We start from the raw sequence: 22249 nt of genomic DNA, 5'->3' as shown, positions 1-22249 counted from the left end.
GTCGATTCCTGGTCGGGATTGTGCGTCAGCGTAGCGAGAACTGCACGGATCGACGATGCCGAAACGAGTGACCAAACGCTGTCCGGTGTGTGCGTGTGCGTTCATAGGCGCCGCCGAGCTGCCGAGTGCCGCTCCGGCTGCGGAGCCGGGCCAGGTGCGGGCGGGCCCGTGGGAGAAGGTGTCGAGCCCGAGTTCGGTGCCGCTCGGGGCGACCCGGCCGGGGGGCGGTGCGCGGCGAGAGCGGCAGCCACCGCCGCGGCGGACTGCTCGGCCTCGGCGACGGACTGCGACGAGTCCCCGGACGCGGGCGGCTCGGGCGCGGGGGACTCGGGATCGGCCGCCCCCGTGTCGGCGGGTCCGGCGGCGTCGGAGCTGCTCGGCTCGGGGGCGGCGAGCCCGGCCATCTCCGCGTCGATCTCCCGCACGCGGGCACGTGCCTGTTCCAGCTCCGCGGCGTGGGCGAACGGACGCTCGAGCTGTTCTGTGGCGCGTTGGGTCTCCTCGCCGGTGCGTTGGAGGTCGTCCTGCACGCGGGTGAGCTTCTCGTCGAGGCCGGCGACCCGGTTCTCCATGCGCACGACCAGCGAGCCGGGCTTCTCGCTGGTAGACAGCTCAAGCAGTTGGGACTTGGAGCCTTCCACGACGCCGCCGTGGCTGGTCCCGGAGACCCGTAGCTCGTAGCCCGCGCGCGGCCCGGCGGACCACACGAACGCGTCGAAACTCTGGCCGCCGAGGCGGGCGATGCCGGGGATCTCGGTGGGCCGGGTGCTCTCCGGGCCGGTGGCCGCCGCCGTGAGCTGGCCGATCAGGACGGTGCCCGCTTCGTTGCGATCGGTGAGGCGTCGTCCCCCGGTCTCGATGGCGAACTGCTCGCCTCGGGTGTCGGTGCGGCGCTCGATCGCCGCGCGCAGCGCCTCGATCTCGGCCTCCAGGCCAGGGACCCGGCCCTCGTTGACCTCGATCGTGTAGCGCAGCCGGGAGCGGGTCTGCACGTGCGAGCGTTCGAGGCGTTCCAGCTTGGTCAGCTCGGCGTCGGCCTTGGCCTTGTCCAGCAGCAGCGGGTTCCCGGCGGCGAGTGCCTTGACCTCGTTGTAGTTGAGCGCGGTGTCGCCGATATCGCCCTCGATCTCCCGGACGTCGAGCCGGCCGTTCATCAGCTGCGAGATGAACGCGGCCTTGCGCGCCAGCGCCTGCCACATATAGGCGTCGAAGGTGCCTTCGACGACGTAGCGGTTCAGGGCGATCTCGCTGTACTGGTTGCCCCGGCGCAGCGCCCGGCCGTCACGCTGGGCCAGGTCGGCCGGGCGCCACGGGCAGTCCAGATGGTGCAGCGCCACTGCCCGGTTCTGGACGTTGGTGCCCACCCCCATCTTGGAAGTGCTGCCGATGAGCACCGAGACCTCGCCTGCGCGGCAGGCCTCGAACAGCTCGGCCTTCTTCCGGTCGTTGGCGGCCTCGTGGATGAACCGGACCCGCTCGCGGGGCAGGCCTCGTTCGACGAGCTGGTCGCGCAGCTCGGCGTAGACGTTCCAGCCCGGCCGCTTCGCGCCGTCGCCGGGGGTGCCGAGGTCGCAGAAGACCAGCTGGAAGCCCCCGCGGCGCGGATGAGGCTCGCCGTCGGCGTCGAGGAACTCGTCATCGCTGTGGGCGTGGTGGATCCGCGCGATCTCGTCAGCGGCGATTTCGATCTTGGACTCCCCGAACGGCATGTCCCGGCCCAGGAGTCGTAGATCGAGCGCGCCGGCGCGGCCGTCGCTGGAGATCTTGAGCATGTTGTCGACGTCCGGGAGCACCGCACGGGCCTGGACCTGCTCGGCACGGTCGCCCAGCTCGGAGATGAGCTGCTGCTGCCCTTCGGTGGCCGGGATCAGGAAGGTCCGGGGTGCGCGCTGGCCGTCCTCGGGGCGCGGCAGCAGATCCGGGCGGGGCAGGTTGAGGTCGTCGGCGGTCTTGACGTCACCGGAGACCCACCACATGCGCAGTAGCTCGGGGACGTTGTGGAAGCGGGCGAAGCGGCCCTTCATCCGGAAGCTGCTGCCGTCGGGCGACAGCTCGACGTCCGACACGGTCGCGGCGAACGTCGCCGCCCAGGCGTCGAAGTTCAGCACGCCTGCTTGTTCGAGCAGGTCAGGGCGCAGGTAGCGCTGCATGACGTGCGCCTCGGTGATCGAGTTCGCGATCGGGGTCGCGGTGGCCAGGGTGACCACCCGGTGCCCGTGCTTGTTACGCAGGTAGTGCAGCTTCATGTCGAGGTCCTGGGCCCGGTTGGAGCCGTCGATCGCTGCGCCGGCGATGTTGCTGGCGGTGCGCAGGTTCTTGTAGTCGTGGGCCTCGTCGACGACCACGTAGTCGATGCCGGTGGCCTCGAACGTGACCGCGGGGTCGTAGTCGCGGGCGATCTTCTCCTTGATGCGCTCCTGGGCGTTGTCGAGCCGCTGCTGCATCCGCTTGACGGCGCGGTTGCTGCTGCCTTCGGCGCGGCCTCGTTCCAGTGCTTCGCGCAGCGTCTCGAGCTCGGCGTCGAGGTAGGCCTCCTGCGCCTCGGGGCGCATCGGGATCCGCTCGAACGCCCCGCGGGTGATGATGACCGCGTCCCAGTCACCGGTGGCCACCCGGGCGACGAAGGCGCGGCGGGCGTCCTTGCGCAGGTCGGCCGAGGAGGCGGCGAGGATCCGGGCCCGGGGGTAGAGCTGCTGGAACTCTCGGGACCACTGTTCGATCATGTGGTTCGGGATGACGATGCAGGGCTTGCGGACCATCTGCAGGCGGCGCAGCTCCATGACCCCGATCGCCATCTCGGCGGTCTTACCGGCGCCGACCTCGTGGTAGAGCCCGACGGCGGGCTCGGAGATCATTCGGGCGACCGCGGCGTACTGGTGTGGGTTCGGCTCGAAGGTGCGGGTCAGGCCGGGCAGCGACAGCGTGACGTCGTCGTAGTTGCGCAGCACCGTGGAGTTGAAGCGGTCGTTGTAGACGCGCGCGAGCTCTGTGGCGCGCTTCGGGTCCTCCCAGACCCACTCGGAGAACCGCTGCGCGAGTTCGTCGGCCTTGGCCTGCGCGGCGGTGGTGGCGGCCGGGTTGAGCACATGGCGGGTCGTCGGGGACCCGTCGGCGGTGAGGGTCTCGATCTCGTCGCGCACCACGATCGACTTCTGGGCCAGCAGCGCGGCGGCGAGTTTCGGGGCCGGGTAGCGCTCGGTTCCCCAGGTGCTGGTGGCCGCGACGGAGAACTCGTTGCCCTTGACCTCCCAGTTGGTGCCGTAGGTGTGCTCGACGCTCAGCCGCGGTTCGTCGAGGGTCTCGCGCAGGAAGGTCTGCACGTAGCCGGCCTCGATCCACGGCACCCCGAGGCGGGCCACGATGTCCTCGGGGGCGATGTCGGGTGGGAGGACCTCGCGCAGCGCGGCGGCGTTGGCGGCGTAGGCAGGCTCGTCCTCCGCGGCGGCGAGCGCCTGATCGAGCTTGCGGCGCACGTGGCCGGACAGGTATTCCGCGGCGGGAACGAGCTGGCCGTCGCGCGCGGGGTCGGCGAAGACCAGCTCGCCGAGCGAGGTACGGGCCTCGGTCTCGTCGACGCCGAGCAGCCGCGCGATCTCGGACAGCTCCACCTGCCCGTGGGTGTCCATGCAGATGGCCAGCGCTTCGGCCGGGGTGTCGGCGCCGCGGGCCGGGGTCCGCGGGGCGATGACCCGGTCGCTGAAGACGTCGGCCTTGGTCGCGGTGCCGGTGCTGGCGTCGAACACCTCCAGCGCGAGCACGATCGGTGCTCGCGGGTCGGCCCGGAAGCCGCCGAGCTTGTCGACGATGCGGGCCTGGATGTCGTTGCCGGCCTCGTCGACGCGGCCGGTGCGACGCCACTTGAACCGGTTGATCGGGCCGTAGCGGTCGACGTAGGCGTCGTAGTGGCGGTTCAGGTCCGCGCGCAGCTCCTCGATGCTCTCGGAGTGCTCGAAGGTCGCCGCTTCGGCTTCGAGCAGCGTGACGGTGGTGTCGCGCAGTTCGAGCAGCGCCCGCAGCTCGGCCTGACGGCTCTTGGGGACCTCGAACGGCTCCACGGCACCGTCGGTGACCTGCTGGAACTGCCCGTCCGCGTCGATGAGCAGGTGCCCGTCCTCCAGGTCCAGCTCCGGGCCGGGCAGGGCGGCGCGCTGAGGAACCTCGGGCAGGGTCGGGGAGTGGAGCAGCGCGTCGCGGCGGGCGCGGTCGACGACCTGGGCCAGGCGCTCGGCGAGCAACTCGGCCGCGGGCCGGTCGGAGACCACCCGTGGTTCAGCGGAGCTGTACTGCCCGGACCCGCTGGTCAGGGTCCCGCACAGCATCTCGGGGTGCCCGACGAACCAGGAGTTCATCCGCACCTGTTCGTCGCCGATGTCGACGACCTCGGTCAGCTCCCAGTCGAACGGCTGGGGCGCGCGGTCGGGTTCACGGCGGCGGAACACCAGCAGGTCGGTGATGACGTCGGTGCCGGCGGTGCGCTGGTGGGCGGCCTGGGGCAGTCGGATGGCGCCGACGAGGTCGGCGAGCTCGGCCATCTCGCGGCGGGCGGAGGGGTTGCGGGCGTCGAGGGTGTAGCGGGAGGTGATCGCTGCGACCAGACCGCCCGGGGCGGTCAGGTGCAGGCTCTTGATCAAGAAGTGGTTGTGGATCGAGTGGCGGCCGGTGTTGTGGACCTTGTCGCTGAGCACGGTGCGGGCGAACGGGACGTTGCCCACGACGAGGTCGAAGCTGCCGTTGGGGAAGCGGCTCTCGGCGAAGGACTCGCTGCGGATCTGGGCCTGGGGCTGCAACGCGGACGCGATCGCCGCGGTGGTCGGCTCCACCTCGACCCCGACCACCTGCGCGCCGGCCGGGGCCAGCCCGATGTAGTTGCCGGTCCCGCAGCCGGGTTCGAGGACCCGCCCGCGCTCAAAGCCCAGCTCGCTCACCGCCGTCCAGACCTGTTCGACCAGGTCGGGGTCGGTGTAGTGGGCGTTGAGCATGCTGGAGCGGGCGCGAGCGAGCTCGGTGGCGTCGAGCATCTCGGCGAGCTGGTCGCGGGCCCAGGACATCTCGGGGCGCAGGTCGTCGAAGACCTCGGGGACCGCGCCCCACCCGGACCAGCGCGCCAGCTCTGCCTGTTGGGCTTCGGTGGCCGGCTGGTCGCCGAGGGAGCGCAGGGTGGACAGGGCGGCGAGGTTGGCCTGTACCCGCGCCTTGGCACCGGTGGGTGGGCGCACCGAGCCCGGCCGGAACTGGCCCGCCGCGGCGGGCTGTTGTTCCTGCTCGGTCACGGCAGGCTCCGACGGCGTGGCCGGGACCGTCGGCGCGGGCGGCTCGGCGGCGGTCTCGGCGGTGCCCGGCGATCCCGGGTCGAGCTGCCGGGCGGAGGTCTCGCTGTTGCGGGCGTCGCGTTCGGCCGCTGCCTCGCCGGCCCGGCGGCCGATGTCGGGGTTGAGCTGGCCGATGCGGGCGATCAGCTCGTCGCGCCAGGTGCGCTCGTCGGCGATGATGGCCGGTTCGAGCATCGCGTCGAGTTGGTCGAAGCCGAGCCGGTCCAGCACGGCCTGCCGTGCCGGTGCCGGGAGCGCGGCGATGGTTGCCGACCACTGCGTGGGGGTCTGCATCCCTTCGTCGCGGGCGTAGAGCCGCAACACGGTGGTCGTGGCCAGCTCGGCGGCCCGCGCCTGCGGGCTGCGGGTCAGGGCCGCGAGCTCATCGGACTCTTCCCGGTTCTCGGGAGCGGGGGAGGGAGCCGGTGTGGTGGCCTGGGCGGCAGCCTTGGCCTGCTGCGCTTGCTCGTAGCGTTCGCGGGCGTCGCGTCGGGAGGCCTCCCTGCGCTGCCTGTGCTCGGCTTCTTCGTGGCGGCGGGTCTCGCGCCACTCGGGGGTCTCGATGTCGAACGCGGCCGTTTCCCCGGGGCCGGCGACCCGCCAGGTGTGGGCGTCGCTGGTGCGCACCCACACTCGGCCGTCCGCGGTCCGGCGCATCCGGACATCGCCGGACATACGGGCTACGACACGGTCCTCGACACCGGGCCCGCCGCTCGCCTCGACCTCTGCGAGCGCCGGGCCGGACCCGGTTGCTGCCTGTCGGGCACGGTCGAGCTGCTGCTGACGCGTGTCGAGCTGGTCGATCTCGTCGGTCCAGCCGAACGGCTTCGTGCGCTGCAGCTCGGCCCGCCACCGCTGATCGAGCGCGGCCAGCCGGTTGATCTCGGCGACCGGTAGCGCGGCCAGGTCGTCGGGCAGCGGTCCCGGCTCGACAGGCTTGTCGGCGATCATCTGCCGGGCTCGGGCCTGCAGGCTGCGGGGCAGCACGCGGGGGTCGAGGTCGTGGTCGACCACGCGCTGGAGGTCGGCTCGGTGACCGTCGGGGCGGGTGTCCTGCAGCGTCTCGCCGCCGATGTTGATGACCGGGACGGGGGTGTCGTTGCGTTTGTCGCGCACGGGCGTCCTGCCGGATGCATCGTGATAGGCGACGTCGACGTGCCCGGCGCGACCCGGGTCGACCGACACCACGAATCCGCGGTCGCCCTGATTCCAGGACACGAAGTCGCCGGGTAGTAGCGCCGACGCGGGCACGGTTGGGTAGTCCCCGGCGGGGATGCCGTAGCCGTTGACGAACGCGACTGGGCCGGCCGGGTCGACTCGATCGTCGAGCTCCGAGCCCGTGGCTGCCGGAGCGGGCGGCGTGGCCGGGGACTCGGGGCGGGGCCCGGAAGTCTCGGCGGCCGGGCCGCGGTCGGCCTCGGGCTCGGGTGGGCTCGCCGTCTGTGGCTCGGCAGGGGTGATCGTGGCCTGCACGGTCTGGCTCGGACCGTCGCCGGGCGTCGGGTCCGGCAGCGCCGCGACCCGCCGACGCAGCGCGAACAGGCCCTGTTCCTCGGCGGCGTAGCGGCGTCGGTCGCCCGCATCGGGCACGCGGCCGGGGCCGCGCAGGTTCGTGGCGGTGATGTCGAGTTCGTTGTCGAGGGTGGCGAGCATCGCGCGCTTGTCGTGGACCCGCAGCGTGGCGCCGTCGGCGGTGGGGTACCCGCCGTAGAGGTCGTCCTGCTCGGGGTCGTCGTCGAGCACGTCGGTGATGCGGATCCGCAGCAGGTTCGCCGTCACCTCGGTCAGTGCGACCTCGGCGGCGTCGGGGAAGCGCGCCGGGTCGTCGGACTCCGGCCCGCGTGCGGCCGGGGGACTGCTCGGTTGCGGGGCCGTGACGGGTTCCGGTGCGGCGGGTGCGGGTGTCGACTGCTCGGCCGGTACCGGCGGAGCCGATTGCGGCCGTGGCGCGGTGGTCGCGGCCTGCGCGGCGATGTGGCCGTCGATCAGGGACCGGACCCGGTCCCAGTACTCGTGACGGCCCGGGTCGAGACGTGCTGCCTGGTCCATCAGGGAGCGGGCGGTCACGAGCTCACCGGCGTCGAACCGGGCGCGTGCTTGGACCGAGATGCGCTCGGCCTGCTCAGGGTCCGGACGCACCGGCGACTCGCCAACCAGGCCCGGGCCCGGTGCCGGTGCGGGGGCTGGGGCTGGTTCTACCGGTGCGGCTCGGCCGGAGTCGGGTCGTCCGCCTCCGGGGGCAGCAGAACCCGCTCGGCGAGGACCTGCTCCTCGGTCTGGGCCTGGATCCGGTTGAGCCGGCCCACCTGGTCCAGGTAGGTCCCCGCTGGGCCCTCCTGGTTGGCCCGGTCCGCTGCCAGGGTCTCGATCTCGTCCTGCACCTCGAGGCCCAGCGTCGTGAAGTGCTGCTGCGGGTTCGTGATCTGGGCGTACCGGTTGGGCAGGTACGTCTGCCAGTGCTGCATCGCCTGGCGTCCGTAGCGGTTCATCGGTGTCCTCCTGATCGGTCGACGGCACCTCGGCCGCGGGCACGGGGGGCTCGGTGGGGTCGGGTCCGCCGAACAGGGCCTCCAGCGGAAGCGGCTCCTGGTTCATGGAGCGGCGGCGGCTTGGTCGGGGCATTGATTGTCCTCCCTGCTCACGCTGGCGCATCCGGCGACACGGGGTCTGAGCCGCCCGAAATCGGGCTGGCTATAGCTGGTCGAGCTGCTCGTCGAGGACGAAGAAGTACTCCGGGGGCGGGTCGAGTTGCCCGAGCTTGGTCACGAACCGCTCGGTGCCGTGTTGTCCGCCCTCGCAGGCACTGAACGGGCCGTGTTCATCCATCAGCGTCGCGAGCTGGCGGTCGAGGTGGTCGTAGTAGGTGGCCAGGGCGTTGCCCTCACCAGCGGCGATCGCTTCGGTCCAGGACCGGCGCAGCGCATCGAAACGTGCGATCGCCTCCGGGTGCAGCCACCAGCTACGACACCAGCGCAGCCGGCCCTTGTTCTGCGGCAGCCGGCGTTCGAGCAGCTGCGCGATGTGGTCGCGCACCCACGGGACGAGCTCACGCATGTCCAGACCGGTGTCCGGTTCTTCCGGCTCCGGTGGGGCTGGGGCGGAGGTGTCGTCGGACGCGGCGGCGTCACCGGACCGCAGCAGGTCGACAGCCTCCGGCGTGGCGGCCTCGATCGCATCGAAGGCACCCTCGATACTCTCGGTCCGGAGATCGAGTTCTCCCAGCCGAGCGGTGAGGGTCGCGTGCTCCTCGCGCAGCTGAGTGAGTGCGGCGATCACCGCCGCCCAGTCACCGGGTGCGATGTCGCCGCTGGGCTCCGGGTCGGTCATGTCGCCCCACCGCGGGGATCTCGCTCGCGGGCTGCGAGGCGCTGGGCGAGCGGGTTGCGGGGACCGAGCGCGGACACCGCCGACTGGCGGACCTGGGCGGTGGCTTCGGCGGCGTGAGCGCTGATCGTCTCGGCGTCGCCTTCGCGGTACCAGGGCATCAGCTCCAGCAGCACCGGGCGGCGCCCGGCGGAGAGCAGGATGGCGTGGCGCTTGTCGAGCGAGCCCACGTCGGCGACGGTCATCACCGGCTTCTCCCGCATCGAGGTCGACGTGGAGCCGCCGCCACGGCCGTACTGGTGGGAGTAGGTCGGCACCTCCAGGGGCCCGATGAGGTCGCTGATCCAGCGCGCGAACTCGGGGTCCTGCACTCCGGCGCCGACCAGCTTGATCGTGGCCGCCGACCACATCTTGTCCATCCCGGACTTGCCCCAGACCGCGACGCCCTGCTGGTAGGACTGCAGAAACGACAGGACCTGGATGCTCATCGACCCGAAGTAGGAGTACAGGTCGGGCAGGCCCGCGATCGGGCACACGTTGGCGGCCTCGTCGAGCACCGGGCGCAGCGGGGGATCGAGCCGCCCGCCCTGGGCGGTGGCGGCCTGGGCGGCGATGCGCAGCAGGTGATCGACCAGGGCGGCGACGACCGGGGCACCGCTGCCGGCGCCTTCGCGGGTGAGCAGATAGAGGGTGTCGCGGGGGACCGGGTCGCCGGAGCTGTCGGCCTGGTAGCCGACCAAGAATCGCCACGGGTCGAACTCCTCCACCGGGCCCTGGGGCGGGTCCCGCCACGTCGAGGGTGGGGTGACCAGTCGGGCGACGGCCTCGGACTCCAGGGCCCCGAGGGCTGTCAGTGCGGTCTCGAACAGGCCGCCGCGGGTCTCGGAAGGGGCGTCCTGTAGTCCCCGCAGGCCTTCGGCGACCTCGGTGAAGCCGCCGTCCTCCAGCAGGCCGGCCGGTTCATTGGCTTGGGTGGCCAGCCATGTGCGGACGTCGCGCAGGCTCCGGTCGGGGCTGCACGATGCCGCCAGGACGAGCTGGGTGAGTAGGCGCTCGGCGCCTCTGGTGAAGAAGGGGTTGGCGTCGTTGGAGTTGCCGGCACCGACGGTGCGGGAGAAGTGCGCGACCAGATACCCGGCGTCGGCCAGGTCCTTGATGTCGGCGAGCGGGTTCCACCACCAGCTCTGCTCGACCCCGGCGATGCCTTGCGGGTCGGCGACGAAGCAGCGGCCCAGCTCGGCGCGCAGCCCGATGCTCAAGGTGAAGACGTCGACCTTGTTGCTGGTCGCGATGACCGGGCCGGGCGCGGAGAGGATCGCGGGCACGACCTGGGCGGAGGTCTTGTTCGACCGCGGCCCGGCGATCATGATCATCACGTCTTCCTCGGAGGCATACAGCAGTCGCGACTCGCCGACGCCGCCGAGCCGGCGCCCCAGGCACAGGCCCAGGTCCCGGCTGTCGATGCGGTCCTGCTCGGCCAGGGATGGGCGCAGTTGCACTGCCCTTTTCTGTGCTGCACGACCGCGCATGTCGCGGGTGTCGCGGTGACCGGCCATCGCCGAGCGCGGTTCGCCCCGCCGGCCCGCGCGGGAACCGATCCAGACGCGGACGCCGACGACGAGGCCGAGCAGCAGGGCCAGCACCACGGCCAGCACGGACCAGAACACCGGGCGCGAGCCGTCGGCCCCGATCAGGGGGTCGAGGGTGCCCGTCCCGGCGGCGGAGACCATCGCCCGCAGCGTCGGTCCCCCGAAGCCCGGGACAGACTCGGCCGCGGCGGTGGCGGCCGTCCAGCAGCACGTCATCGCCGCGAACCCCGCACCGAGGACCCCGAACCCGACCAGGGGGACGGCCAGCTGCTGCCACGGGATCGGCGCCATCAGGCGTGTCCGGTGCGGGGCTGCCAGGCGGTGTCGGTGTTGTAGAGGTCGCGTTCGCTGGGCATCAGCGACAGGGCGACGGGCAGCCCCATCCGTTCCCCGGACTTGATCAGGTATCGGCCCCGGCCGGGGTGGGTGCTGCCGGTCATCCAGGTCGGCGGCGCGGCCCAGGCCCGCACCATTGCGGCCTCCGACGCGGTGAGCGGGCTGATCTCGTTGATCGCGGCGAGTTCCTTGTCGGCCATGCCGCCGAGCACCATGACGCCGTTGCGTTGGGCCATGCCGCGGGCCTTGGCCCTGTCGGCCTCGGTGGGCAGCGCTTCGAGGTCGTCGAGGGAGTGGGTGACCTGAGCGGAGATCTCGCCGCGGTGGCGGCCCAGGCGGGTGACCCGGTCGGAGCGTTCGACCAGCCCGGGGGCGACGCGCAGCGCGCGCCAGAGCTCGTCCTGGATGCGGAAGATGTTGCGGTGGCGGCCCGTCGCCGCCGAGCCGTCGATGACCGCGGCCGCCCACGCCCAGGACGAGAGCATCGCTGCGGCCACGACTTCGTCCTCGTCGTCGTCGAGGGCGGAGATGTCCAGTGACAGCGCCGGGGTGTCGAGGTCGGCCGTGATCGAGGACTGGCGGTCGAACAGGCCCCGGATCGCGCCGGCGCAGAGCAGCTCCAAGGTGTTGACCAGGTCCCTGGCGTCGCGGCGGAAGGTCAACGTGGAGTCGCAGGCAGCGATGTCGAGCAGCAGCGCGGGCGGGCTGACCAGGATCCGCACGACGTCGGGGATGATCGGCTCCTCGCCGTCGGTGGTGCCATCCACGCACAGGTCGAGTGCGGCACCGAGCAGGCGCCGTTCGGTCACGCTGATCTCGGCACGGCGCACGATGACCACGAGCGCTTCGAGCAGCGACAGCCGTCGGGCCCGGATGGTTTCCGAGAGCCGGGCGTGTTCGTCGCCGCTGGTCTGGGCGAGCGCGGCCCGCAGGGGGCCGGCGTCGAGCGGGTTGAGCGAGTGCAGGCCCCGCCCGATCCGCCACACGCGCCCGTCGAGGTGCTCGACCAGGCGGGTGTACTCGCCCTTGACGTCACCGGGGACCACGGCGGTGAACCCGAACGCGACCAGCCCGGTCATCAGGCGTTTCACGATCGTCGACTTGCCGATGCCGGGCTGGCCCTGGATCCACATGCCGGTGTTGGACACCAGCCCCTGTCGCAGCCACTCCGCCGGGTCGAGTCCCACGGGCTCGGCGGTGTGCATGTGGTGGCCGATGGGCACCCCGGGCGGTGCGGCGCCCGAGCTGACCGCGAACGGGAACATCCCGCACACCTGAGTGGTCGTGCCCTGCCACATCACCCCGGGCTCGGCGCTGGCCGCACGCCCGGCGCCGGGCAGCGCCCAGCCCAGAGCCCGGGGTACCGGGCGACCGCGATACGGCTCACCGGGGTCGAGCTGCTGGTGCTGCTGCGGGGGCAGGGAGATCGTGGTCACGGAAGGCTCCTGGTCAGGCGGGGGACGAGGTGCATCGGTGGGTCATTTGCGGGGGCGGCGGGCCAGCTCGGCAGGGTTGATCCCGAGCCCGAGGGAGGCGGCGAACCCGGTGATCTGCGCGCCGCGCAGGCGCCGGAGCCGCACCTTGGCCTGCCCGGCGCGCTGTTCGACGTCGGCGGTCGCGGCGGGCATCTGCTCGGCGTCGAAGACGGTGGTGGTCACGTACAGGGTGAACCGGCCGACGCCGGCGCCCTCGGCCTCTTCGCGGGCGCTCTGCACCGCGCGCGAGAGATCGTCGCGGTCACGCTGGGTCTCGTCGCGCTTGGTCTTGTGCGCCCACATCCGACGGACCTGGGTGTTGGTGATCTCGCGCTCGACCTCGTCGGCGGCGGCACCGGCCGAGAGCGGCTCGTAGAGCAGGCTCACCCGTCGTGCGAACGGGCCCGCGGCCAGTAGCGGCACCAGCACGCGGTCCATCACCGACTGGCGAGGTGCCTCGACCATCGCCCACGACACCGACAGCCCCGAGTCGTGCTGCCAGTGGTCCCAGCTCTCCTGGAAGCTGACCGGGCCCGCCTCGGCCCAGCGCAGCAGTTCGTCGGAGTGCTCGTCGTAGTCGGTCAGGACCGAGCGGCTGGCCGGGTCGTAGGCGACCCGCAGCCGCCCGGTCAACCAGGCGGCCGTCGCGCGGCCGCGCACCGCGACGCCCGCCATGGCCAGGTGGGACTCGAGCCCGGGCAGCCAGCGGGTCACCTCGGCGACACCGGCGGCCAGATCCGGCGGTCGGGGTGTGGCCAGGGCCGGGTCGAAGGTCACCGAGACCCGGCAGTCGACCTCGGCGGACGAGGACGGGGCGGTGGCGGCGAGCTCGGCCATGACCGCTTGCGCGGAGGCCGGGGCGCGCGGGTCGATGCGATCGTTGACGTAGTCGCGCAGGGTGGTGCCGCCGGTCGGGGACGTGTCGATGGTGACCGCGACGTGGCGAATCATCGGCTGGTAGCCCAGGTCGGCCAGGAACGCGCCCCAGTTCGCGACCCAGGCGTCGGCCTGGCCCTGGTCGGCCAGGTCGAGCCCGACCGGCGAGACCCGCAGCACCGCGGTCAGCCATCCGGTGCGGCGGTCCCAGAGCAGGCCCTGCTTGCCGCCGCGCCCGTCATCGGTGGACAACGGCACGATCGGCCCCATCGGGCCGGGAAGGTCGTGGCGGCGCAGGTGGTCGGTGACCATCCCGCCGGTGCGTTCGGTCCAGCCGGCCGCCTTGCTGCGGGTGAAACGCAGACGTCGCATAACCACATCCGAGAGTGAGCTACCACCGATTTTGATGACTACGGCGCCGATCACGAGGGCGCCGAGCGCCAGAGCGACCGCGCCTGCCCGGCCCGAGAAGTTCAGCACCGTGACGGGGATGGCGATCGCGAGGAAGACGGTCATGGTCTGGCCCGTGCCGAGCTGTCCGATGCCGAACCCGCGGGGCGGTCGCCAGTTCCCGTAGGTGCGGGGCGCCGTCACTGATTACCTCCCTGTCCGGCCGGTCCGGCACCGTCCGGGCCCTTACTCGGTGCCGCGCCGCCGAGGTCCTGTGGCGGCGAGGCGAAGTTGTCGGCGGCAGCCCGGCCCTTCTGCGCCGCGCTCCCGGCCGCCGCAGCCGCCGCGCCGGCGGGGCCGGCCGCTGCGGCGGCACCACCGGCTGCCGCGCCCCCAGCTGCACCTGCCCCGGCGGCGCCACCGGCGGCCTTGCCTGCTGCTGTCCCTCCCGCGGGAGCGCCCCCTCGCGCGGCCGCGGCTCCAGAGGACCCGCCGCCCGGTGCACCGCCGCCGTGCTTCGAGGAGCCCGACGAATCTGGGGGAGTCGTGCGGCCAGTCGATCCGCCTCCGCCACCGGGTGAACCGCCACCGCCTTGTCCACTTCCGCCTCCGGAACCACCGGGGGAAACGGCCTTCTGGGTGCCTCCGCCCGTAGGGGAGGCGGCGCCCTGGGCCGAGGCCGGAGCGCTACCGGGGCCGGTCATTTCCTGCCGCCGCGAGGAGCTGAGCGCGCCCATCGACACCGCGCCGGTCGCAGCACCTGCGATCGCGCCTCCTGTCGAGCCGCCGCCGCCGACCCCTACCTGGGCCCAGCTGAAGAACTTCAACGCTGCGGGCAGCGCGATCACTGCGATGAGCAGGACCACGATCCCGGTCAGCACGGCGACGAAGTCATCGCCCTCGGCGACCAGCCCCAGCCCGATCGCATAGATCAGCGCCGCCAGCGGCTTGTAGATCACTAGGCCGATCAACCAGGCCACCATGGTCGGCAGCCAGCGGCGCGTGGCGTTGGTCAGCACTCCCGCCGCCGCCAGCGGCAGCAACGCGACAAGCACCAGGATCGCGGCCTGTCGAAACAACAGGATGAACCACTGGAGCAAACCCAGCCCCACCATGGCCAGCGCCACGACGAGTTTCAGAGTAGGGACGATCGGTGCGTTCGCGAATGTGCTGTTGACCTGCTCGCCGAACGCCGGGAGCGTGTTTTCGAGCAGCGCTCGTGACAGCTCGTCCGCCATGTCGAGCGCAAGATTGAGGGCGAGTAGGGCAGTGGCGTTCACGACGGCGAACTTCAACAGGCCGAGGCCGACCTCAACCAGTGGTTCCCGTCGCCCCGAGATCATCAGGCGGCCGAGCTGGGCCAGCATCGACACCGCCAGAATCAGCATGGCGATGGGGCCGACGAAATCGCTGACCGCGCGCACCTGCGTGATCTGCTGCAGTGGCGACGGCACCAGCAGCCACCAGGTCATCAACATGCCCAGGAGCTCGCCGGCCGCATCCCCGAAGCCGTCGGCCCAGGATTCGATTACGAACATGCGTGTGCGCGATCCTCGTCAATCAAGTGAAGGGGGTTATACGACGAGCGCGAAAATCGACGGAAGTGCCCCCATGACCGCGACCCCGAGAAGTACCATTCCGATTTTTTCGATGCCGCTGACCGCGTAGCCGCTGCGGTTTTTCGAACCGGTCATGATCAGCCCGACACCGATGAGGCCGGCACCTGCGGCGAGTACCAGCAGTACGGCTTTCATCGTGGCGATGATGGTGTTGGCGTTCTCCCCGAGTTTGCCGGGCAGCTGGCCAGGGCCCGGATCCGGGATGAGCGGTGGCGGGCTCTGCGGCAGGGAGTAGACGTCGAGGACGCTGAGGAGTTGAGACACGGCAAGGCGCTCCGGAAGTGAAGGTGGCTGCTGATCAGGCGGTGCGGGATCGGTGGCCGCTGTTCTGTTTGATGACTTCTCCGACCAGCGCCCGAAGGGCCTTGGCGAAGGTGCGGACCCCCTTGGGGAGGTCCTGCTCGGCCTCGGTGAGCACAGTCGCGGCCCTGTCGTGGGGTGACTCGACGTCGCGCCAGTCAGCGACCAGCGGGATCCGGACGACCGAGCTCACGTACGGCTCGGTGATGTGCACCTTGTTCCGCGTGTTTGGTCCCCAGGCCGCGTTCGGCACGTCGTCGACGATCGCCAGGACCGGCGGCGGAGCGGCGGCCGGGGTGTACTGCAGCGCACGCTGAGCGGAGTGCAACGAGTTCGACGTCGAACGGCACACGAGCACGTGCACGGGACGCTGGGCGCGGTAGATCCCGGCGTCGTAACCATGGAGCGCTTCAGCAAGCAGAGTCGTGCCGACTCCACCCAGAACACCCGCCACGATCGGAGGTTCGCGCACGTCTGTCACCGTCCTCAGACTGACGATTTTCAGGCCGCGGATAGACTACACTTCGTATCTTCTTAGATGGCAAGATGATACGAATCTTGTGGGGGGTCCGACGTGTCTCTGATTGAGTCCGGCCCGGAGGGCGCACCGCCGGGGCGGCTGCGCAACCTCGCACGCTGGGCAGGCGTAGGCATCGCCGTCGGTCTGCTCGTCGGCGGCATGTACGCGGCATGTGTGCCCGGCCAGCACACCGACCCCACAGCGCCCGATGAGGCGGCGCCCGGCGCCGCACAGACCGCCGGGCCCCACGCCGCCCCCGACCACGACCCGCTGACGACCGCGCGCCGCTGGCTGAAAGCCTCCCGGACGGTGAGCTTCACCGACCCACGCCCGGTCACCTGGACCGAGCGGGTCGCCCCGGTACTGACCGGGGCCGCCGCGGCGGACAACACCGCCACCGCGCAGAACCCCGCGACCGGGGCGGGCTGGGAGCAGCTGGTCGCCGACCGGTGCAGCACCACGGTCAGCGAGATCGGCGCGGTGATCCCTCCCGAGGCCCCGCGCACCGACCGCCAGGTCTATGTCCAGGTGACCGGGACCGTGCGGACCGGGTGCGAGGTCGCCGACGGGCTGACGGCGCCCCCGGAGCAGACGGCAGCCACCGTCGCGCTCACCCTCGAGCCCGATGGCCTGTGGCGCGTGAGCGAACGGCTCTACTGAGCCGCACCGCACCAGCAGCGACCGGGCGAGCTCACTGTGTGCCGGCGCCACCGGTCAGGGAAGCCGAGTCCGCGGCGTCGTAGATGGTGCGGGCGGCCTCGTCGAACAGCGGGGAGACCAGCGACGTGTCGTCGCCACCAGAGACCACCCCGACCAGCTGACCGCGCCCATCGGGCGCGTCCGGGCCGGCCAGCCACGGCCCGCCGGAGGCACCCTCGGTCATGTCGCAGTCCATCGCGAGCACCCGCCCAGCGGGCTGGCCGGGTTCGCGGGCGAACTCCTCGACCGCGGCCGAGCCGATGCAGCCGCGCAGCGACTGGCCGTCGTAGCTGCCCAGGGCCGGATAGCCGAGCGCGGCGACCTCGACCTGCTCGCCGACCGTCCAGCGGACCCCCTGGGCGCCGAGGACCTGCTCGGGTAGGCGGCCCTCGCGCGGCAGCAGGGACACGAACGCGAAATCGGTGTCGGCGGCGACGTCCTCGATCGGGGAGTTGGCCTGTTGCCACGCCGGCGGCAGGAAGGCGGTGTCGACCGCCCACCGCCCGTAGGGCTCCTCCCCGCCGGCCCAACCGGGAATGAAGTGCGCGCCGTCGAGCCGCCAGGCCCCGTCGAGCCACACACAGTGCGCCGCGGTGGCCAGCAGCCGCCGTGACTGCGATGCGACCACCGCGGCCGAACACTGGTGGCGGCCGCCGTCGACGACCAGGACCCCGACCGAGGACGCCGAGAGCCCGCCGACGATCGGGCCCGCCTGCCCCCGCACCGGCAGCCCCCCACCCGGACCGTCACCGGCCGGGCCCGGGGCGGTCACCTGCAGGCCCGCGATCCGCGGGCCAGTCGGGGAGTCGGAGGCCGGGAGCACGCACGCCAGCACCACGGCCACCACCGCGGCCACCGGCAGCGCGCTCATCCTGCGGATCGTCATCAGGGTGCGTCGGCCTAGTTCAGGCCCAGCTGGGCAGAGCAGGACGGCCAGGCATTCCAGCCCTGTTCAGCCTGGACCTTCTCGGCGACGGCGATCTGCTCTTCCTTGCTCGCCTCGTGTGCCTGACCTTCGCCACCGAAGGCCTGCCACGTGCTCGGCGAGAACTGCAGGCCGCCGGAGTAGCCGTTACCGGTGTTGGTCGACCAGTCACCGCTGGCCTCACACTCGGCGAGACTATCCCAGGTCGAGGTGTCGGTCCCGCCGGTCTCGCCGCCCGTGGCGGCCGGGGTCGCCTGCGCCCCCTCAGGATCGCGGGGCTGCTCACCCCCGCCGTCGTCGGCCGGCTCCTCCGGTGCCGAATCGTCCTCGGCCGGGGCGCCCGACTCCTGCCCGCCCCCGCCAGCGGCCTCCTCGTCGTCGCTGGAGCGGTCGGTCGACTCGTCCGAGGACGAGCCCGGTTCGGACCCAGCGCTGTCGGCGGCGGAGTCCGAGTCCGGCTCGTCGTCGAGGTCGATCCCTTCGAGCTTCTCCAGCACGCTCTCGGCGGTCGGGTCGATGTCGGCCGCTGCCTCGGCCTTCTCGGTCAGCTCCTCGACGGCGGGCTTCAACCCCGGACCGTCCGAGGAACCACCCGGTGACGAGCCCGAGCCGGAACCCGAGTCGCGGCTGATGGAGGTACTGGTGTCGGACCGGTCGGTCCCCGAGTCCCCCGACGAGGCGGCGGAGTCGCTGCTTCCCGAGCTGTCCGCGTCGTTGCTGGTGGAGTCACGGCTGGTCGAGCCCGAGCCACCGGAACCGGTCGACCCGGACCCGGTGTCGGAACTGCTGGTCTGCGACGAGGTCGAGGAGCTGTCCGACCCGGTGTCGCCGAGGTTGTTGAGCTCGTCGAGCTTGTCCAGATCGGCAGGCTCGGCGCCGAGCTTCTCGAGCTGCTCGCGGTCGACCACCTGCAGCACCGAGTCCCGCACGCTGCCGGCCTCGGTGTCCTTGCTGGCCCCGAGGGTCTGCATGAGCTCGCCGACCAGCTCGATCGCGGCCTGGGCCTTCTCCAGGTCCTCCGGTGAGCCGCTACCGCCCGACGAGTCCGACGAACTCGACGACGTCGAGCTGGAACCGCTGTCCGACCCCGAGCCGCTGCTGTCCGTGTCGCGGTCCGCGGAGCCGGAACCAGCCGAGTCCGACCCGGCGGAGCCGGAGCCGGAGTCGTCCTCGTCGCCTGCGGCGGTGTCGTCGGCCGAGGAGCTGGCATCCGAATCGGAGGAGTCCTCATCCTCGTCGTCCGCGCCGATCGCCTCCGACGCCGACCCGGAGCCGCTGCCGGTGTCGCGGCTCGAATCGTCGGCCGAGTCCGCACCACCAGACCTGCTGGAATCCTCGCTGCCGGAGCTGCTCGAATCCTCGCCGTCGGAGCCGTCGGAGTCCTCGTCCGATTCCGAGTCCTCACCGGAGGGCTCGCCGCCGCCGGAGGACTCGGACTCCCCGCCGTCCTCCGGCGGATCCTCAGCCGGGGCCGCCGGGGCCGCCGGGGCCGCCGGGGCCGCCGGGGCCGCCGGGGCCGCCGGGGCTGCCGGCGCGGCGGGGGCGGGTGCGTTCACCGCGGCCGGCGCGGCGGTGGCTTCGGCCTGGTCGGTGCAGGTGGTCTCCGGCAGCGGCGGTTCGGCCTGACGGTTCGGGTTCGCCGCGGCGGGCCCCTTCCCGGAACCCGAACTGCTCACCGCCGGAGACGGCGCGACCGCCTCCTGTGCGGCCTCGCGGGCGGACTCGACCGCGCCGACCGCGTTGTCGGCAGCACCACCGAGGGACTGGCCGATGCCTTCCAGCGTGCCGCCCTCGTCACCGGGCGGGGGCGGTTGCTTGGGCAGCAGGTCCGCCGGGGTCGGGCCGAGCCCTTCCTTGGCGAGCACTACCGCGATCTTGTGCAGCTGCGGATCGGTGGTGCCGTTGAGCTGGTCGGAGACATCGACGGCCTTCTGCCGCCACCCGGGCGGCTGCGTCGCCGGGGTGAACCCCAGCCCGGCCAGCTCGCGGGCCACGTCCTGCTGGCGCGGGTCGCCGCTCACGGCGAGGCGGGTCATCAGCGCCCGGGTCTGAGTACGGGTGTCGCGGGCGGCCGCGAGCTGGCGCACCGTCTTCCCGGTGTTGCAGCCATCAGCGGTCAGGCCGACCTCGGCCGAGAGCGGACCCGCCACGAACGCCATGCCCAGCAGCGCGGTCGCGGTGAGGATGGCGATCGGGGTGCGCCGCGGCCGCGGCGCGGTCTGGGCGGGATCGGTCTGGAGTGGGATCACTCCGTAGCGGTTGCGAGAAATACGCATCTCACGGACTCCGTGATGTGATCGGGGGTGCTCACCGGAAATCGGGCTCGGATACGCGCCGAGCGCGTCAACGAGGTGCGGCCATCGATCAGCCCTTGCTGTTCTGTTCTTCGGTCAGCGATGTGCTCGAATCGGAATCGGTGGATCCCTCACTGCCTTCGGAGTCGGTCGAGGAACCCTCCCCCTCGTCCAGAGACCACTGCTTGACCCAGTCCACATGCATCTCCCCGGGGTCGCTGTCGCCCTTGGGGAACCAGTCGAGCTGGATGCACAGGTGCATCGGGCCGGGCGGCAGGATCGAGGTGTCGGTGGTCTTCCACCACTCCTCACCGTCGAGGAACGTGGTGACACCGTCCGGGGTCCACTCGACCGCCCAGTTGTGCCACTCCGTGGCGTCGACCTCGACCTTGCCCTGGACCTGGGAGTTGTCGGCGCCGTAGTGCAGGAAGATGTTCACCTCGTCGCGGTCATGACTCATGATCTCCATGAAGTCGATCTCGCCGCCGACCGGGAAGTCCTCCGCGGTGGGCCACAACAGCAGCAGCGCGTTGTAGGACGGGGACCCCTTCGGGGCCTTCACCCGGCCCTCCCAACGGCCGTACTTCTGCGAGTTGCCCGACCAGGCCATGCCCCCGGTGGTGCCGTCCCCGGTGCCCTCGATGGTGAGGATCCCGTCGGAGACCGACGCCGCGTCCGGGCTCCGGATCCCGTTGCCGGCGTGGCCGGGGCCGTCGTAGAAGTTCCAGCCGCCGTCGAGGTCCTCGAAGTCGTCGACCACGTCGGGCTCACCCCAGTCGAACGCCTCCGCCGCCGTCGCGCCCTGCGCCCCGGACCCCGCGCTCGAGCCGCTGCCCGAACCCCCACCGGACCCCGAGCCGCCACCAGACCCACTGCCCGAGCCGCTACCGGAACCCGAGCCGGATCCGGAGCCGTCCTCGTCCTGGTCGTCGTCCCCGCTGCCCCCGGAACCGGTCTCGGTGCAGGACTCCGGGACGAAGTCCGCCTTGTCGGCGCCCTCGCTGACCAGCGCCTGGCGGATGCGCTTGGCACGCTTGGAATTGTCGACCTCCAGCTCGGCGAGCACGTGCGAGGCGGTGATCCGCCACTCGCAGTCCACCCCGTCGTCCGGGGCGGCCAGGACGCTGCCGGTCAACGAGGTGGTCAGCGCGAGCGCCACACCGGCCAGCTTCTGCCTCACTCCCGACTCGTCTCGGGACGGAACCCGTGCGTGGCCAACCCCCCGTGGCGGGGGTGGTTGAAGTTGTCGGCGACGGTGGCGGCCAGTTCGAGAACGGCATCGCGGGTCCCGGGGGCAAGCGCATCGAAGTCGATCTGGCTACCGGCCTGCAGGTGCGGGTCCGGCGGCAGCTCGACCACGGCACGGCACCGGGCGTCGAAGTAGCCACGGATGACCGACTCGTCGATCTGGGCCGACTGCCGGTCACGCGAGAGCACCACGATCACGTGCTCGAGCAGCGCCTCGTGGCCGTGTGTGGCCAGCCAGTGCATCGTCTTGCGTGCCCGCGAGGCGCCGTCATGAGTCGGGGCGCCGACAATGACTAGCGAATCCGCGTGCGTTAGTGTGGCCTGCAGAGCTGAATGCATCAGGCCAGTACCAGAATCAGTGATGATCACCTCGAAATACTTCGACAAAAGCTTTAGCACCGATTCGTAGTCTTCGGCCGAAAAGGCCTCCGACAATTCGGGGTCCTGCTCACTGGTCAGGACCTGAAGTCGGCGGGTGAGGTGGGTGAAGCGGGCCAGATCGGTCGAGGACCGGATGTTGGAGATGTTGTCGAGCAGGTCACGGACGGTGCTCTGCGCGGCGAGCTTCTCCCCGACCAGGCGGTCGCCGAGGGTGCCCGCGTCGGGGTTGGCGTCCATGGCGATGACGCGGTCCCCGCGGTACTCGGCCAGCCCCAGGCCTAGCGTCGCGCTCACCGTCGTCTTCCCGACCCCGCCCTTGAGGCTGATCACCGCGGTGCTGTGCGCGCCGTGCAGTCGAGTCTGAATGCGCTCCAGCTGCTTGCGCAGCCGCACCTCGGCCTGGGACAGGCCGGGGTTGATGCGTCCGTTGGTGATGCTGTAGCAGAACCCGCGCCAGCCCTCGGTGGGGCGGGCCTTGCGCTGCCGCACTGCCTCGCCCAGCAGGTCATCGTCGGCCTCCCACTGCGGCCGGTAGACCGCGGGCCGCTCCGGGGCAGGGCTGTCGACCTCGTTGGGTGAGGTCGGCGCGGCGCCGCGGGCAAGCCCGGCCGGTGGCAGAGGCGTCTCGCGACCGCCCGACGCCGGAGCGGCGCCGGAACCGGCAGAGGCCCGACGGTCCGGGGCAGGCGAGGTAGACGCTGCATCGCGCTCGGCCGTCGGTCGCGCAGCGGCGTCGTCGGGGCTGTCCGTGCGCTCCTCGCCCTGGGCCCAGGGCAGGGGAGCGGGCCGCAGTCGCGCACGGCGGCCGTCGATCGGGGTCGGAGCGCTGGCAGCGGTCTCGGTGGCGTTCGCGGTCGTGTCGCTGAAGACCGGGGCCTCCCAGGTGCGCTGCAGCGACGGCGTCGGGGTGGTCGAGGAGGGCTCGGGGGCCGATGCGTTGGTCATGAGGAGTTCCCAGTCGTGA

General features: G+C 71.8%; 13 protein-coding genes and 1 pseudogene. 1 reads left to right on the top strand and 13 read right to left on the bottom strand.

Annotation, left to right across the window (positions count from 1 at the left end; all coding sequences use genetic code 11):
* Nucleotides 1-101: 101 nt before the first annotated feature.
* From DMP15_RS29860 to DMP15_RS29820, 9 genes are all read right to left on the bottom strand, one after another.
* Nucleotides 102-7448, bottom strand: coding sequence for an SNF2-related protein (locus tag DMP15_RS29860; protein ID WP_337826971.1), 7347 nt, complete (start codon nucleotides 7446-7448; stop codon nucleotides 102-104).
* Between the two features lie 56 nt (nucleotides 7449-7504).
* Complete coding sequence (locus tag DMP15_RS29855) at nucleotides 7505-7798, bottom strand: hypothetical protein (RefSeq protein ID WP_337826970.1); 294 nt, start codon at nucleotides 7796-7798, stop codon at nucleotides 7505-7507.
* Nucleotides 7799-8000: 202 nt separating this feature from the next.
* Entirely contained in the window at nucleotides 8001-8636 is a 636-nt protein-coding gene (locus tag DMP15_RS29850) for a DUF4913 domain-containing protein (protein WP_337826969.1), read from the bottom strand.
* Nucleotides 8633-10513 carry a type IV secretory system conjugative DNA transfer family protein gene (locus DMP15_RS29845; RefSeq protein WP_337826968.1) on the bottom strand — a complete coding sequence of 627 codons (1881 nt, stop codon included), beginning with the start codon at nucleotides 10511-10513 and terminating at the stop codon, nucleotides 8633-8635. The genes DMP15_RS29850 and DMP15_RS29845 overlap by 4 nt, the downstream gene beginning before the upstream one ends.
* Entirely contained in the window at nucleotides 10513-11994 is a 1482-nt protein-coding gene (locus tag DMP15_RS29840; protein ID WP_337826967.1) for a hypothetical protein, read from the bottom strand. Before DMP15_RS29840 ends, DMP15_RS29845 begins: the two co-directional genes overlap by 1 nt.
* Nucleotides 11995-12036: 42 nt before the next feature.
* On the bottom strand, nucleotides 12037-13503 hold the full coding sequence (locus DMP15_RS29835; RefSeq protein ID WP_337826966.1) for an SCO6880 family protein: 1467 nt from the start codon (nucleotides 13501-13503) through the stop codon (nucleotides 12037-12039).
* Nucleotides 13500-14837 carry a hypothetical protein gene (locus tag DMP15_RS29830; protein ID WP_337826965.1) on the bottom strand — a complete coding sequence of 446 codons (1338 nt, stop codon included), beginning with the start codon at nucleotides 14835-14837 and terminating at the stop codon, nucleotides 13500-13502. The genes DMP15_RS29835 and DMP15_RS29830 overlap by 4 nt, the downstream gene beginning before the upstream one ends.
* Nucleotides 14838-14873: 36 nt before the next feature.
* Nucleotides 14874-15182 carry a hypothetical protein gene (locus DMP15_RS29825; RefSeq protein ID WP_337826964.1) on the bottom strand — a complete coding sequence of 103 codons (309 nt, stop codon included), beginning with the start codon at nucleotides 15180-15182 and terminating at the stop codon, nucleotides 14874-14876.
* 34 nt (nucleotides 15183-15216) lie between these two features.
* On the bottom strand, nucleotides 15217-15699 hold the full coding sequence (locus tag DMP15_RS29820; RefSeq protein WP_337826963.1) for a hypothetical protein: 483 nt from the start codon (nucleotides 15697-15699) through the stop codon (nucleotides 15217-15219).
* Nucleotides 15700-15792: 93 nt separating this feature from the next.
* On the opposite strand from DMP15_RS29820, the gene DMP15_RS29815 reads away from it, so the two are divergent.
* Nucleotides 15793-16398, top strand: a complete 606-nt coding sequence (locus DMP15_RS29815) for a hypothetical protein (RefSeq protein ID WP_337826962.1) — start codon at nucleotides 15793-15795, stop codon at nucleotides 16396-16398.
* 31 nt (nucleotides 16399-16429) lie between these two features.
* On the opposite strand, the gene DMP15_RS29810 is transcribed toward DMP15_RS29815, so the two are convergent.
* From DMP15_RS29810 to DMP15_RS29795, 4 genes and pseudogenes are all read right to left on the bottom strand, one after another.
* On the bottom strand, nucleotides 16430-17308 hold the full coding sequence (locus DMP15_RS29810) for a trypsin-like serine peptidase (protein WP_337826961.1): 879 nt from the start codon (nucleotides 17306-17308) through the stop codon (nucleotides 16430-16432).
* A gap of 38 nt (nucleotides 17309-17346) precedes the next feature.
* A pseudogene (locus DMP15_RS29805) lies at nucleotides 17347-17616 on the bottom strand (transglycosylase family protein); the annotation flags it as partial.
* 2110 nt (nucleotides 17617-19726) lie between these two features.
* Complete coding sequence (locus tag DMP15_RS29800; RefSeq protein ID WP_337826960.1) at nucleotides 19727-20836, bottom strand: glycoside hydrolase family 16 protein; 1110 nt, start codon at nucleotides 20834-20836, stop codon at nucleotides 19727-19729.
* Entirely contained in the window at nucleotides 20833-22230 is a 1398-nt protein-coding gene (locus DMP15_RS29795) for a MinD/ParA family ATP-binding protein (RefSeq protein WP_337826959.1), read from the bottom strand. Before DMP15_RS29795 ends, DMP15_RS29800 begins: the two co-directional genes overlap by 4 nt.
* Between the last annotated feature and the right edge of the window lie 19 nt (nucleotides 22231-22249).

The organism is Pseudonocardia sp. UM4_GMWB1 (genome assembly GCF_017312155.1).
Classification (GTDB): domain Bacteria; phylum Actinomycetota; class Actinomycetes; order Mycobacteriales; family Pseudonocardiaceae; genus Pseudonocardia; species Pseudonocardia alni.
The sequence above is the reverse complement of the archived record's forward strand: the minus strand, read 5'-3'. Positions and strand labels throughout refer to the sequence as shown.